The sequence below is a fragment of the Enteractinococcus helveticum genome, assembly GCF_001657475.1.
Lineage (GTDB): Bacteria > Actinomycetota > Actinomycetes > Actinomycetales > Micrococcaceae > Yaniella > Yaniella helvetica.
The window spans coordinates 37,174-50,822 of record NZ_LXEY01000007.1 but is presented as its reverse complement, the minus strand read 5'-3'; the positions used below and the strand labels follow the sequence as shown (position 1 = coordinate 50,822).

Annotated in this window: 13 protein-coding genes; 9 read left to right on the top strand and 4 right to left on the bottom strand. The window is 56.8% G+C overall.

Annotation, left to right across the window (positions count from 1 at the left end; translation table 11 throughout):
- Positions 1–223 precede the first annotated feature (223 nt).
- Together A6F49_RS01480 and A6F49_RS01475 are read right to left on the bottom strand one after the other, a co-directional pair.
- Positions 224–1,396, bottom strand: coding sequence for a serine hydrolase domain-containing protein (locus A6F49_RS01480; protein ID WP_150119341.1), 1,173 nt, complete (start codon positions 1,394–1,396; stop codon positions 224–226).
- A gap of 254 nt (positions 1,397–1,650) precedes the next feature.
- A complete protein-coding gene (locus A6F49_RS01475) occupies positions 1,651–2,262 on the bottom strand; it encodes a TetR/AcrR family transcriptional regulator (RefSeq protein WP_052500032.1) in 612 nt (203 codons plus the stop codon).
- A gap of 304 nt (positions 2,263–2,566) precedes the next feature.
- Here A6F49_RS01475 and A6F49_RS01470 point away from each other — a divergent pair, with 304 nt between their 5' ends.
- From A6F49_RS01470 to A6F49_RS01430, 9 genes are all read left to right on the top strand, one after another.
- The gene (locus tag A6F49_RS01470; protein ID WP_043056063.1) at positions 2,567–2,797 is read left to right on the top strand and encodes a Flp family type IVb pilin; all 231 of its coding nucleotides are present in this window, start codon (positions 2,567–2,569) and stop codon (positions 2,795–2,797) included.
- Positions 2,798–2,901: 104 nt separating this feature from the next.
- Entirely contained in the window at positions 2,902–3,306 is a 405-nt protein-coding gene (locus A6F49_RS01465; RefSeq protein ID WP_043056064.1) for a TadE/TadG family type IV pilus assembly protein, read from the top strand.
- On the top strand, positions 3,294–4,190 hold the full coding sequence (locus A6F49_RS01460; protein WP_043056065.1) for a Tad domain-containing protein: 897 nt from the start codon (positions 3,294–3,296) through the stop codon (positions 4,188–4,190). The genes A6F49_RS01465 and A6F49_RS01460 overlap by 13 nt, the downstream gene beginning before the upstream one ends.
- An 11-nt stretch (positions 4,191–4,201) precedes the next feature.
- Positions 4,202–4,900, top strand: a complete 699-nt coding sequence (cpaB, locus tag A6F49_RS01455) for a Flp pilus assembly protein CpaB (RefSeq protein ID WP_043056066.1) — start codon at positions 4,202–4,204, stop codon at positions 4,898–4,900.
- Complete coding sequence (locus tag A6F49_RS01450; protein ID WP_052500033.1) at positions 4,897–6,087, top strand: AAA family ATPase; 1,191 nt, start codon at positions 4,897–4,899, stop codon at positions 6,085–6,087. Before cpaB ends, A6F49_RS01450 begins: the two co-directional genes overlap by 4 nt.
- A complete protein-coding gene (locus A6F49_RS01445) occupies positions 6,084–7,544 on the top strand; it encodes a CpaF family protein (RefSeq protein WP_082911522.1) in 1,461 nt (486 codons plus the stop codon). Before A6F49_RS01450 ends, A6F49_RS01445 begins: the two co-directional genes overlap by 4 nt.
- Positions 7,541–8,494, top strand: coding sequence for a type II secretion system F family protein (locus A6F49_RS01440; protein WP_067605475.1), 954 nt, complete (start codon positions 7,541–7,543; stop codon positions 8,492–8,494). Before A6F49_RS01445 ends, A6F49_RS01440 begins: the two co-directional genes overlap by 4 nt.
- On the top strand, positions 8,494–9,390 hold the full coding sequence (locus tag A6F49_RS01435) for a type II secretion system F family protein (RefSeq protein WP_043056068.1): 897 nt from the start codon (positions 8,494–8,496) through the stop codon (positions 9,388–9,390). Before A6F49_RS01440 ends, A6F49_RS01435 begins: the two co-directional genes overlap by 1 nt.
- On the top strand, positions 9,387–10,013 hold the full coding sequence (locus A6F49_RS01430) for a prepilin peptidase (RefSeq protein ID WP_067605472.1): 627 nt from the start codon (positions 9,387–9,389) through the stop codon (positions 10,011–10,013). The genes A6F49_RS01435 and A6F49_RS01430 overlap by 4 nt, the downstream gene beginning before the upstream one ends.
- 222 nt (positions 10,014–10,235) lie before the next feature.
- On the opposite strand, the gene A6F49_RS01425 is transcribed toward A6F49_RS01430, so the two are convergent.
- Positions 10,236–11,789 carry a helix-turn-helix transcriptional regulator gene (locus tag A6F49_RS01425; protein ID WP_043056751.1) on the bottom strand — a complete coding sequence of 518 codons (1,554 nt, stop codon included), beginning with the start codon at positions 11,787–11,789 and terminating at the stop codon, positions 10,236–10,238.
- Positions 11,790–12,124: 335 nt separating this feature from the next.
- Complete coding sequence (locus A6F49_RS01420) at positions 12,125–13,507, bottom strand: MFS transporter (RefSeq protein WP_043056070.1); 1,383 nt, start codon at positions 13,505–13,507, stop codon at positions 12,125–12,127.
- Positions 13,508–13,649: the final 142 nt, after the last annotated feature.

Genomic DNA, 13,649 nt, shown 5'->3' with positions numbered 1-13,649 from the left:
CGCCGTGCCAATGCGTGAGCAGGTATCTTCGAAGACTCAAAAATAGTCACAACCTGATAGTGATCTCGTACATGCCAATCTCACCACTCCGTCACCGTCATGTCATTCAAAGCAAGGCGTAGGTTACGTGACATTTATTAGGTTTCGAATAAAACTTCATGACTTTGTTCCTGGAACTCAGTACTTTGGCACACCGTGTCCTGCACCACCAATCAACGTTGATTCATCTCAGGGTCAAAATCTGCGAGTACTCACGCATCAGTGCAGTCGGAACGTGGCGCTCGGTCTCCACCCCATCCGAAATCTCGACGGCCTGCGAGATGTTCATGAAAATCACCACGCTGGAATCCGACTCTTCGTCGTGCATGACCAGCGCGGTGAAGCCGAGGCCTTCACCGGTATGACCCCACCAGCTCTCGAGAGAACCAATACCAACGGCGTATTCGTCGTACTCGGGACCGTCAGACAACGGCGCACCGACCAGGCGTTCTTCCTGCAGCTCGGGCGAGATCAGCTCCCCGGTTGCCAGGGCCTTGGCCCACACGGTCATGTCCGCCGTCGTCGAGATCATGGCACCGGATGCGCCCATGGACGAGAAGTTATTGAAGATCGGTACCACCTCACCCTCGGCCGGCTGGTGGCCTTGGGCATGTGGGGCCGGCCAGTCGTCGTCGGAGTCAGCGTAGACGGTATCGGTCAGGCCGAGTTCATCGACAATGCGCTCGTCAATGGATCGGGCAAGGGGTTGGCCGGTGACGTCTTCAATGACGACGCCGAGCAAGTTCGTGGAGGTATTGGAATACACATGGTCGGTGCCGGGGTCGAACTGTGAGCCCTCGTCCAGGCCGTAGCTGTTGAGCGCTTCGAGTGTGAAGTGCTGGGCGGGGTTTTCGACCAGCGTGTGCACGAACGACTCCGAGCGCGTGTAGTCCCCTACCCCACTGGTCATGTTGGCCAGCTGACGCAGGGTGATCTGATCGCCGTTGGGCACGTCGTCAATATAGGTGCCGATGGGGTCGTCGAAGCTGAGTTTGCCCTCATCAACCAATTGGAGCAGCACGGTGACGACGACAGACTTGGTGACGCTGCGAAGTGGCCAGACCATATCGCCGGTGATGGGATCTTGGGTTTCAAGGTCAGTCACGCCTCGCACTGTTGACCAGGTTCCATCGGGCGTGGTGACAGCGACGGCGGCGCCGGGGACTTCGTAGCGATCCATCCACGAATCCAGGGCTTCGGCCAAAGGTTGCTGCACGGTTTCGGGAAGCTCGGTGGGGGTTTGCGACAGCGATGCGGCGTCGTTACCGGACTCAGCACTGGCACAACTTGCGAACCCTAACAGGGCAGTTATCACGAGGGGCAGAACGCGCAACCGCGCTCGAAAAGTCGCGTCCATATCCTCATGATACGTGGCGGGTTCGGCGTTGCCTACAGCCACACAAGAATCGCACAAGAGGAGCTGTGGCTCTCCGCTTGCGAAAGCCGATCGTGCATGGCGGGTTCAGCTGAATTGAGATGTCGTTGACGACATCCGCAACAAACCAATACGTGAGTGTACGTCGTTGAAGTTGGCGGGTAGGTTGTTCTGCAATTACCGCGGGCGCCTGAGGTCAACCGCGTCGCGCTTAACCCCACACCGTCCCCGCAAGGCTAATCCTTAGCGACTGCGTAGCCGGTTGAGGCGATGTTGAATGATGTATCGACAAGATCCGGCAGGCAGTCCTCAGTGCAACTACATTTCGACCAAATATTCATGGACGTGGTGATAGCCGACACCACCGCTTCCGCGGCAAGAGTGGGGTATGGATCCTCCGTCAGGTCAGTGCCGAACCGGTCTGCGATAAGCTCGCTAAGATTTGCACTAAGTTCCGACTCTTGGGCAACACGAAAAGGCTTTAACGTCGGGTTTTGCCGTTCGAGCTCAACGAGCTCAGCAATCATTCGCAAATGTTCAGGATGCTCGCGAGCATACTTGGAAAAAACCTGACGCAACTCTTCAACCGGGTTCCCCTGCTGAGTGCCGGCGCTGTATTCGCGAAGCATCGCTTCAAAGCCAACCCGTCCGGCTGCTAATACAGCGTCTTCTTTTACTGGGAAGTAGTTTGAAACGGTCCGGGGCGACACGAATGCCTCTTGAGCAATCTCGTCAATAGTCACCCGACTGAGTCCTTTTTCTTTCGTTAATTTGAGTGCAGCCGCCGCGATTTGTTCGCGCGTCAGCTGTTTTTTGAGTTCTCGCAAACCCGGCTGTTCTTTGGTCATAGGGTCAGTGTATCGCAAACATGCGAAACTTTAATTTTGCTGTTTCTGCACATTTACGGAAACCAAAAAACACCCACCGTGATCAAAGTCACGAACATGCTACTGATCGGTAATATAGCGCGGGACTTTCGCTGTAAACACAAAGGAAAACCCCAAAAATAAGCTTCAAAATTGAAAAACAATCGATGAAAGTTTGCTGGATCTGCAAAGTTCTGGGAAACTGGAATTGATCCCGAGTTGCACTTGACTAGGGATCATAGCCATAGGGCTTGGGCCCTCGAACTCACACAAGAAGGAACTTTCCATGCTCCGCATTTACACTCTCATCGCAACACTTCAGACATTCGTCAACGACCGTTTCGAAGGTCGCAAGGACCGAGGCGCCACCGCTGTCGAATACGGTCTGCTGGTCGGCCTCATCGCCGTCGTCATCATTGGCGCCGTCCTCACCCTCGGAGGCCAGCTTGAAGGATTATTCGAAAGCGTATCGAAAGTACTTCCAGGCGCTGGTAGTGGCGCAGCAACCGATAACTAAACCCACTCAATATCACTTGTCGTTGCCGGTGGCACTTCACTCAGGGTCACCGGCAACGACAAGCATGATTTCACCATCACGAGCAACGAGCGAAAGGAATGTCCATGGTAGAAAACAATCGCGATCGCGGCGCTTCCGCCGTGGAATTCGCACTGGTAGCTCCGCTCCTGGTAGCCCTCCTGTTGGGCATTTTGGCTTTCGGACATGCATTTCATGTTCAGTCGGTGCTGTCCAATGCGGCGCGGGACGCGGTGCGCGTTGTGTCGTTATCGAATGCCTCGAATCAGACCGACCCGCAAACCGCCGCCCGTGAAACCGCGATCAACTCGGCACAGCCGTCCGTCAGCTTGACGAATGCGCACATCGACATCACGCCAGATGCTTGCGGGGCGGCGGAAAACGTCACCTCTGAAACCGCAACGGTAACGATCACCTATCCGCTGCAGTTACTCGGCGGCATTGGCAATATCACTCTGACCGGCAAAGGGACCATGCGGTGCAACGGCTAAAGAATAATGATCGCGGCCAATCTGGCACCATTGTCGCAATTCTCATGGTGCCTTTGATGGCGATGCTAGCTCTGGCCATTGACGTCGGGGCCATGCATCTGGATAAACAACAGCTCCAAACCGGAGCCGATGCAGCAGCTCTAGCTATTGCACAGGATTGTGCCCATAACGACTGCTCAACCGCCAATATCACCGCCGACTCCATGACGAAAGCAAATTTTCATGGTGACGGCGCATCCGGCACCGTCACTGCGCTCAACGTGTCAGACCGTACGGTCACAGTGCAAACCAGCACGATTCGGGAACACTGGTTCGCGCCCATCATAGGTATCCATTCGACGCCCATTCATGCAACCGCCGTCGCCCAGTGGGAAGATCAAGCCAGCGTTGCCGGCACACTTCCCCTAGCGTTTTCCTGGTGCGCTCTGGATGGCCTTGAAGAATCCGCCTCGCAACAGGTCCTGTACTCCTCAGATAACAACTGTCGGGGCTCCGGGCCGAACACCATTCCGGGCGGTTTCGGCTGGCTGACTCCCGGTGACAGCACCTGTGAAACACTCACGTGGGTAACAGAAGGTTGGGCAAAATCTGATCCCGGCAATAACCCGTCATGTAATACGGCGACACTACGGCAATTCATTGGCCAACAAGTCTTCCTACCGATCTTCGACGCCGCAGCAGGCCAAGGCAATAATGGCCGCTACCGAATCATCGGCTATGCAGCCGTCACGCTGACCGGGTACAACTTCTCGGGTGCAAGCTATCCTGCTTCCCCGCCGTGTAGTGGCAGCGCTCGATGCGTCAGCGGTATCTTCCACCGCTTCGTTGCACTCACCGAATCCTCTGATACCTCCGGCACTGCCGTCGTCACACTTACCGAATAAGGTCTTCTCCCATGTCACGCCGCTTACTCGCCATCATTAGTTCTGCAGTCCTGGCCATTATCGCCGGAGTGCTGGTGTTCAATTACGTCAATCGAGCCGATGCTCGCGCAATGTCGGATCTCTCCCCTGCCCAAGTCCTGGTGGTCACCGATACTGTGCCCACGGGCACTGCCGCCGCAGAACTGCCAGACTACGTCTCGGTTGAAGAACTTCCTGCCTCCACCATTGCGCCAGATGCCGTGCAATCGCTGGACGACGTCGCAGGCCTCGTCACCGTGTCCGAACTCTATCCCGGAGAACAAGTCCTCAGCACACGATTCGTCTCCCCGGGCCAAGATGCCGCACCTGAAGTGCCGGCTGGCCACCACGAAGTCACCATCCAGTTACCAACAACGCGGGTCATCGGCGGCTACCTTGCTGCCGGAGACACCGTCGGCCTGTTTGTCAGTTCCGATCAAGAAACCCGACTGCTGCTGCACAAAGTCCTGGTCACCAACGTGCAAGGCGGTGCCGTGATGGAAATAACTGACGACGGCGCAGCAACCGAACAACCCGCTGCCGAATCACTCATGGTCACCCTGGCCGTGGATGCAGCCGATGCACCACTGGTCGTCAATGCCGCCGAATTTCACGGTGTCTGGCTCTCGTTGGAACCAGCGGATGCACCAGATAGCTCCACCACCATTGATCGAGAGGACCTCTTCGGATGACACACATAGCCATTGCCACTTCCGGTGAAGATCTCGAAGCGAAATTCGCCAAAGCTACCGGGACAACGCACCTACGAGTCCCCATGCCCACGCTTGAACAACTCGACGAGTTCCACGACTGGTACGCTGACACACTTCCTGATGTCTTAGTGTTGGACGCTCGGCACGACCACGTACTGAGCCTCGAACTGGCCACCGATCTGACCGCACAGCATGCCCATCGCGTGGTCTTATTGGTCGTTGAACAGCTTGAAGCTATGAGCCTGCCGGCGATGCGCGCCGGCGTCACTGACCTGATACCGGCAGAAGCCGAACCGCATGAGATCCAACAGCGCCTCAGCCAAGCCGAACACCGAGCACAATCGCTGGCAACTGACGAGTCCCCAACCGCCCCCGAGCAACCCAGGGGCCGGGTGATCAGCCCAGTGTCTGCCGCAGGTGGGGTCGGCAAAACTCTGGTTGCCACCAACCTCGCGGTTGCGCTGGCCCAGACTCAGCCGCACTCCACAGTACTGGTGGACCTGGATCTACAATTCGGAGACGTTGCCACCACACTTGGGCTGGAGCCTGAATATCGGTTGGACGACGTCCTACACAGCGTCACCCATGGTGACACCATTGCACTGAAAAGTCGGTTGACCCTGCATGCATCAGGACTACTGGTGCTGCCCGCCCCCGATAATCCAGCCACGGCCGACACGATTTCCACCACGCAGATCAGTCAACTGCTCGACACCCTTATTGCCGAGTTTGCCTTCGTTGTGATCGACACGGCCACCGGGCTCTCCGATGCCACCCTGGTTGCCTTAGACCACACCACCGACCCGTTATTACTGACATCGTTGAGTGTGCCCTCGATTCACGGGATACGAAAAGTCGTCGACACCCTATCGCTGCTGCAAATGTTCAGTGACGCCACCCAGGTGGTGGCAAACTTTGCCGACACCAAAGATGGGGTCACCCCACAGGATGTCGCCCAAACGCTAGGGGTCAACGACGTCATACGGATTCCCACCTCCAAGCGGGCCTTAGCCGCCGTCAACACCGGTGTTCCACTGGCCCAGTCTCGACCACGCGACCCGTTGGTCAAAGCACTACGCCCAATCGTCAACTCGGTGCTTGCAGATGATCTGAACCTCGTTGATGCAATCACCCACCGCGCAGGCAGAAAGGATTCCCGATCATGAGTTTGTCACGACGTCTGCACCGCGTCCAACAACAGCCCGGTTCCTTTCCACGAGAACACGCGGAGGCTCATGAGGATCCTGCGCCGCAGCCTTCTCGGCTCCAAGCTGCCGCAGCACAGCAAAAACCATCTGCCCGCAAGCGTCAACGCAGCACAACCACCGCGGATCCAGAAAATGCGTTCCGAGCGCTCAAGGGTGAAGCTGCCAAGAAGCTCTATGATCGCATCGGGGCCCGGCTCAATGATCCGTCGCTGACCGAAGAGCAGCTGCACGGCATCGTGCGTGCTGAGCTCAACCGAGTGGTCGAAGAGGCCTCAATTCCCCTGTCCTCCGGGGAACGTCAGCGCCTGAATGATTCGGTCCGCGACGATTTGTTGGGCTACGGTCCACTGGAGCCATTGCTCGAGGACGATTCGGTTACCGAGGTCATGGTCAACGGACCAGATGCCATTTATGTGGAGCGCGATGGCCGTCTGGAGCCCTCTGATGCCCGGTTCTCCTCCGAACAGCACCTGCGGTTGATCATCGAACGCATCGTGTCTCGGATGGGACGTCGAATCGATGAATCGACCCCAATGGTCGATGCCCGTTTGCCAGATGGATCCCGCGTCAACGCCATCATCCCGCCGTTAGCGTTTAATGGTTCATCGTTGACTATTCGCAAGTTTGGCAAAAACCCGCATACGGTCCAAGACTTATTGCGCTTTGGCACCCTGACGCCACAGATGACCGAACTGCTCGAGGCGTGCGTTAATGCGAATCTCAACATCATCATCTCCGGTGGTACCGGCACCGGTAAGACCACGCTGCTCAATGTACTGTCGTCGTTCATCCCGAATACCGAACGTATTATCACAATTGAAGATTCTGTGGAACTGCAGTTGCAGCAGGAACACGTTGTACGGCTTGAATCCCGTCCACCCAATGTCGAAGGCAAAGGTGGCATGGTGATTCGAGATCTGCTGCGCAACTCGTTACGGATGCGCCCGGACCGCATTGTGGTCGGTGAAGTCCGTGGCGGCGAAAGCTTAGACATGCTCCAGGCCATGAACACCGGACACGACGGCTCCATGTCCACCGTGCACGCGAACTCGCCACGGGATGCGATTTCCCGGTTAGAACCCTTGGTGCTGATGGCAGGCATGGACCTGCCACTGCGCGCGATCAGGGAACAGATCGCTTCAGCAGTGGATGTGATCGTGCAGCTGACTCGACTGCGTGACGGCACCCGACGTGTCACGGCGGTCACCGAAGTCCAAGGCATGGAATCCGACACCGTCACCCTGCAAGATGTCTTCTTATTCGACTACTCAGCGGGTGTCGATGCATCAGGTCGCTTCCTCGGACGCCCCGTGTCTACCGGTATTCGTCCGCGCTTTACCGAACGCTTCGATGATCTGGGGATCACCGTATCCCCGAAGATCTTTGCGCTACCTCAAGGAGGCACGGGCCAATGATGACTTCAACACAGGGCACCGCACTCCTCGTGACTGCCGCGGTGACGGCCGCGCTGGCCGTTGGGGTATTAGCCTATGCACTGATCATGCCCCGGCCCGCACGGGTACCATTCGCCCGACGTCGTCCCGGCGTGAACCCCCCGCCCCACCCATTACACCGTGCCTTCGCCGCGGTGACCAATCGTGTCGAGCGACGTCGACGAGATCGCGGAACACCGGCCGGCACGCAGTTATTGGATCTGGCAGCTGTGAAGATAGGTCCCGAACAGTTTGTTCTGAGAATCATCATCGGTGCACTCGTGGCGGGTGTGCTCGGTTGGGTCCTCGGCAATGTCCTGATCGGGCTGCTGTTGATGATCGCAGTGCCGGTTATCAGCCGATGGGTCATTGGTCTGCGGATCGCAAAGCGCCAACAATTATTTGCTGACCAGCTCGAAGACTCCTTGCTGTTGATGGCCTCCAGCCTGCGCGCCGGTCACAGTCTGCCCCAAGCACTGGCGTCCCTGGCTGAAGAAGCCGAGAGTCCCACCGCAGAGGAATTCACTCGCGTCGTCAACGAAACCCGAGTCGGCCGCGACCTTGGTGAAGCACTGGAAGTCACCGGCCAGCGGATGGACAGCGAAGACTTCACCTGGGTCACCCAGGCCATCGCAATCAACCGCGAAGTCGGCGGCAACCTTGCCGAAGTTCTCGACGGCGTCGCCGGCACCATCCGACAGCGCAACGAAATCCGCCGCCAGGTTGCCACCCTGAGCGCCGAAGGTCGGCTCTCCGCCGTCATCCTGATGCTGCTCCCCTTCGGTGTGGGCGGCTTTTTACTGCTGACCAACCCCGCCTATTTGGCGCCCTTTATCGAAACGCCAATCGGCTACGTACTGCTTGGCATCAGTGCCAGCCTGTTGCTTCTGGGTGGCCTGTGGTTACGCAAAACCGTCGAGGTGAAATTTTGATGCCGGCATTCATCGCAGCAGCCATTGCAATCGCCCTTGCCGTAGGCATTGGGTTGTGGAACCTGTGGCAAGTATTTGACCCGACCCGGCGACTCGCACAAGCCAATCTGGCGCGCTCAGGCCACACCGAGCTGACGGAAGACACCCACGACGACGCCGTATCGACCCGCAGTTCGATACAAGAGTTGGTCTGTACACTCACGCCTGGTCTGGTGGTGCGGGTCTTGGACCGGCAGCTCAGCTTGGCCGGTCGTCCCGCGGCGTGGCCATTGGTCAAGCTGCTGAAACTCAAATTGCTGTGGGTCGGCATCGCCCTGGTGCTCAATGCGATCGTGTTGCTCACGGGTCCGCCACCGCTGGGTGTTCTGGTCACTGTGCTCGTGACCGTTGTTGGTTATTTTCTGCCCGAGCTGTTGGCACATAGTGCCGCACAGAAACGCAGTGAACGCATTGAGATTGAGCTGGCTGATACGCTCGACCAAATGACCATCGCAGTAGAAGCTGGCTTGGGTTTCGACGGCGCCATGGCCCGTGCCGGCGAGAACGGTCGCGGACCGTTAGCTGAAGAACTCGTGCGCACGCAGCAAGATATTCAGATGGGGAGCTCCCGCAAAGATGCCTTCCGGGCGCTGGCCGAGCGCACCGACGTCAATGATCTGCGACGTTTTGTCCGGGCGGTCTTCCAGGCCGATACCTACGGCATATCCGTGGCAGGAGTACTGCACACCCAGGCTGATGAAATGCGGTTGAAGCGCCGCCAACGAGCGGAAGAAAAGGCACAGAAAGTCCCGGTCAAAGTGTTAGCCCCACTGATGCTGTGCATTCTGCCGGTCTTGTTCATCGTGGTCATGGGGCCAGCTGTGCTGAACATGATAGAAGCATTTGGTGGCATGTGAGCATCACCGTCGCTATTCTCAATGCCGTCATTGCTGCGGGAGCCGCTTGGGCTCTGACCCGCGCGATCTTGGCATACGTGCCCGGCAACTCGCGATGGGTGCAGTCCAGGTTCCATGTCTTACTGGCAGCAGCCGGTGGATTCGGCGCTGCAATGCTCACGGATCATCCCGCGGAGCTCATCGCTCTATTAGCCGCAGTCGTCGGATGCTCACTGTTAGTCGTTATCGATCTTGCTGTACACCGGTTACCCGATAAGCCCGTTGCTTCCACAACGCTCGCCATGCTGGTGCCGCTCGGGATCGCTGCAGCAACCGGCATCGGTTGGGCACCGTTCGGGCGGGCTCTCTTGGCTGCCCTTGTACTGATGCTGGCGTACTTTATCCTGGCGTTCATTTCCCCGGCTGGGCTCGGTCTGGGAGATGTGAAATTCGCCAGTGTCATCGGTCTTCTACTCGGCTGGTTCAGTTGGTCACACGTGGCTATCGGTACCCTACTGGCATTTCTCGTCAACGGGCTGGCAGCGCTGATCGTGCTGATTCGTCGCGGCAAGGTCAAAGGATCCGAAGTGCCTTTCGGCCCTTCGATGGTATTGGGAGCCGTTCTGGCGCTCATGGTGAATTAGTAACGAATTTTTGTGGCTGCCATCCAAACCTGTGAACAGCGTTAGAGAACAACCTTTATGGACGTGTACAAAATTTTCAGTTTTTTGTACATATCCGAAAAACCTGTACAACACTTCTACACGTCCAATTCCGAAGTATCTGATCCCCCATTTATGACGAGAAAGTCCGTCGAATCACAACATACAGCTAATAACAAGCGTGCGCCCGATCGCTAGAGAACATTAGAGTAAGCCCCTACGTTCTGCTTCACGCACGGCCGATGAAGCAGAGGTGGCGCCAAGCTTGCGGTATGCGCTCTGTAACTGCGATTTAACTGTATTGAGCGAGATGAAAAGATTCTCTGCGATTTGGGCTCGGGAATGCCCTAAGGAAACTTCTCGTATAATGACCAATTCTCGTTCGCTTAGTGCCGCGCCAGGATCAGGGAGTCCAGTCAAGAACGTCGAGGGGCCTCCATCTTCTTGTGGCCATTGCTTGATGTGTTGTGTGGCCAGCCGACGCGTTTCCGGACTAAATATTCGAATCTCAAATTCAGTGAGACCTCGTGGGAATTTTGCTGCTTGCTCCAGAGCGTTCAAGCTGTCCCGAACATTGTCAGTTGCATAATTTGCAGCCGCGACTATTGCCAGTCTCCGAAGTTCTAGAAGACGCAGACCAGCTGTCTGGGACCGGAGCTGGGTTGCGTGCGACAAGGCCTCTTTTGGCCTTCCTCCGTAGAGATGCGATGCTGCTTGGATCAACCGGGTATACACAATGTCCTGATCGGCCTGACCTAGGAGTTCCTGTGCTTCGGTACCTCGTCCTGCACTCATTGCCAGTAGCGCGCGTTTGAGCGGAATGACACTTCCGGAAAACCCGTGTCCCTCCGCCTTTGGCACCGGCAATGTTTCAAACATCTTGAGTTGGTATTCCAGGGCTTCTCGGTAACCGGACGATTCCATCAGGTGATACATCGCCACGATATAGAACGGCCACATTTCACCAACATCATGAAGCTGAATCTTTTCCAAGGCTTCTTTTGCAAACTGTCCGCCACGCAAAAGGATCTCGGTAAAATCGCGGTGAACATCGATATGCGATTCTGCCCAGCTGGACGTGCGAGGGATATCCTCTGCTCGGGCAAGTAACATCTCGGCATCGTACGAGTCGCCAAAAGAAGCCTGAACAAGAGCGGCCTTCACAAGCGCATCGCGTGTCAGAAACGCAAAAGCAGGAACCTCCACGTGCAATTGAGCCTCAGTGAACGCAGAAACCGCACGGTGAAAATCACCTGCCAACATAGCAGAAATGCCCAGCTGGACACTTGTGCTTAACGCCCAACCACCGTGCCTGTCAAAGACAGAAACGAGTCGACCTTGCTGCAGACGCATGGCTTCGGCCTGTTCCACAGCATCTTTATGAAGCCCCACGGACCGGAATGCACTCATCCGGATAACGGCCAAAAAATACTGCTGCCGAGGGTTATACTCTTCTGATCCAACAACGACATCCTGGCTGAATAACAAGTCTGGGTCGGGGTTCGACATCACCGCGTGAACAGTCGTGAGAAAATGTCCCGGACCTGAAAGCTGCGAGATCAGCACATCGACGATCGCGTACAGCCTATCCGGACGGAAACCAAACCATGCCGAAGTAGGGTCATCGGCAACGAGATGGCCCGCCGCTACATAGTCTTCGTTCGCGACGAGGCCTTCTACTTTTTCAACAAAATGCCTTAGGTGGTCATAAGACGCTTCATCAGTGTTCGAAACCTCAACATTCACGTTATCCGTCATGAAACGCATCCTACCGGTCTTGTCCTGACCTTCGTCTTATTGCGCTGCTGATCGACACTCATGACAGATAGAAACGACTCGTCAGCAGCGTGTCATAATTACACTGCAGCATCTTGGACACAATTGGCTGTCCTGCTTTGTCACACCTTTGCCATGCCAAATACGCCTCGACAAAATGAGGTCATTGACAAATAAAACCACATATCATCTTGAGAGCTGAGCGACGACTACTCAAAATTAAACCACGAAGCCCCTAGCCCATAAGTCGGGTCTAGGGGCTTCGTGGTGAACGACGTCGTCAGGCGTATGTCCGCTATATCGCAGAAGGCATGGGACTACACCCCAACGTTTTGCTTCTCAGCGACGGTGGGCACCTCGGAAACTTTCTGAGCTGCCTCTTGTTCGGGAATCAGCGGGGTGCCGCGTGGTTCTTTGATGGTGAGCACGGCGATGCCGGAGATGATCGCCAGGATGGCCAGATAGACACCAACCGAGCCGATCCAGCCTGTGGAGCCCACGAGTGACTGGGCGATGGTGGGTGCAAACGCGCCACCGAGGATCGTACCAAGGGCATAGGAGATCGAGACGCCGGACAATCGGGTGCGCGATGGGAGCATTTGGGAGTACATGGCTGATTGGGGTCCGTAGGTCAGACCGATGGGCAGGGTGAAGACCAGAACCGCGAAGACGATGAGCCAGATGTTGCCGGTGCCGATCATCAGGAACATTGGCACGGCCCAGACCAGCTGGAAACCGAAACCAATCAGGTAGGTCGGACGTCGTCCTAAGCGGTCGGAGAGGATGCCGCCGAACAGTGTGGAGACAATCCAGCATGCGGCGGCCACGGAGATCAGCGTCAGCATGCTTGTTTGGGAAACGCCGTGGGTAGTGGTGACATAGCCCAGTACGAATCCACCGGTGACCATGTAGCCGGCCGCGTTGTTTCCGGCAAACGACAGGGCGGCCTTGATGATGGTTTTCCAGTCTTCTTGGAATAGCTGGCGCAGTGGGGTTTTGGCTTGGGCGGCGTTGTCGCGCAGCTCCTGGAAGACCGGGGTCTCAGCGACTTTGCGGCGAATGTAGTAGCCCACGAAGATCAGCACGAAGGAGACCAAGAACGGGATGCGCCAGCCCCAGGCTTGGAATTGTTCTGGTGTCAGAATCAGGGAGAAGAGGCCCAGGATGGCCGAGGCCAACAGCATGCCAAGTGGCACCCCGATTTGCGGGTAGGCACCGAAGAGTCCGCGACGTGGTGTGGGTGCGTGTTCAACGGCCATCAGTGCCGCGCCACCCCATTCACCACCGGCCGAGACACCCTGCAGGATGCGCAGCACAATCAGCATAACCGGGGCCCAGACGCCGATGGTGGCGTAGGTTGGCAGGAAACCGATTACGGTTGTGGAGATGCCCATCAGCCCCAGCGTCAGCATCAGGACCATGCGGCGTCCGTATTTATCGCCAATCCAACCGGCTAGCACTGCGCCTAGCGGGCGGAAGAGGAATGAAATCCCGACCGAAGCATATGCCAACAGTTGGGCTAGCTGCGGGTTTTCTTCTCCGACGGGCGCGAAGTATTGGCTAGCGAAAATAATGGCTGCGGCGTTGGCGTAGATAAAGAAGTCGTACCACTCGACGGTGGTACCAACCAGCGTTGCTCCGAGAACGCGTTTTTGGTCTCGGGTCAATGCTCGCTTTGCAGGATTTTTCAGGGTTGTCATGGTGCAGTCCTCAATGGTGATCCTAAGGGTGACGGCGATGCTCAAACTCGGGCAAGTTACTCAGGGCCTGCAGGCAGCCGATGACCTGAGCGCTTCGACCGAGAGTGTGGTGCCGCTCACACCTACAACTGTGACGCAGGCA

Coding starts and splice junctions, on each gene's coding strand:
- A6F49_RS01465 (WP_043056064.1), top strand. CDS start 2,902: ATGGTAGAAAACAATCGCGATCGCGGCGCTTCCGCCGTGGAATTCGCA.
- cpaB (WP_043056066.1), top strand. CDS start 4,202: ATGTCACGCCGCTTACTCGCCATCATTAGTTCTGCAGTCCTGGCCATT.
- A6F49_RS01440 (WP_067605475.1), top strand. CDS start 7,541: ATGATGACTTCAACACAGGGCACCGCACTCCTCGTGACTGCCGCGGTG.
- A6F49_RS01480 (WP_150119341.1), bottom strand. CDS start 1,396: ATGGACGCGACTTTTCGAGCGCGGTTGCGCGTTCTGCCCCTCGTGATA.
- A6F49_RS01445 (WP_082911522.1), top strand. CDS start 6,084: ATGAGTTTGTCACGACGTCTGCACCGCGTCCAACAACAGCCCGGTTCC.
- A6F49_RS01470 (WP_043056063.1), top strand. CDS start 2,567: ATGCTCCGCATTTACACTCTCATCGCAACACTTCAGACATTCGTCAAC.
- A6F49_RS01450 (WP_052500033.1), top strand. CDS start 4,897: ATGACACACATAGCCATTGCCACTTCCGGTGAAGATCTCGAAGCGAAA.
- A6F49_RS01420 (WP_043056070.1), bottom strand. CDS start 13,507: ATGACAACCCTGAAAAATCCTGCAAAGCGAGCATTGACCCGAGACCAA.
- A6F49_RS01475 (WP_052500032.1), bottom strand. CDS start 2,262: ATGACCAAAGAACAGCCGGGTTTGCGAGAACTCAAAAAACAGCTGACG.
- A6F49_RS01435 (WP_043056068.1), top strand. CDS start 8,494: ATGCCGGCATTCATCGCAGCAGCCATTGCAATCGCCCTTGCCGTAGGC.
- A6F49_RS01425 (WP_043056751.1), bottom strand. CDS start 11,789: ATGACGGATAACGTGAATGTTGAGGTTTCGAACACTGATGAAGCGTCT.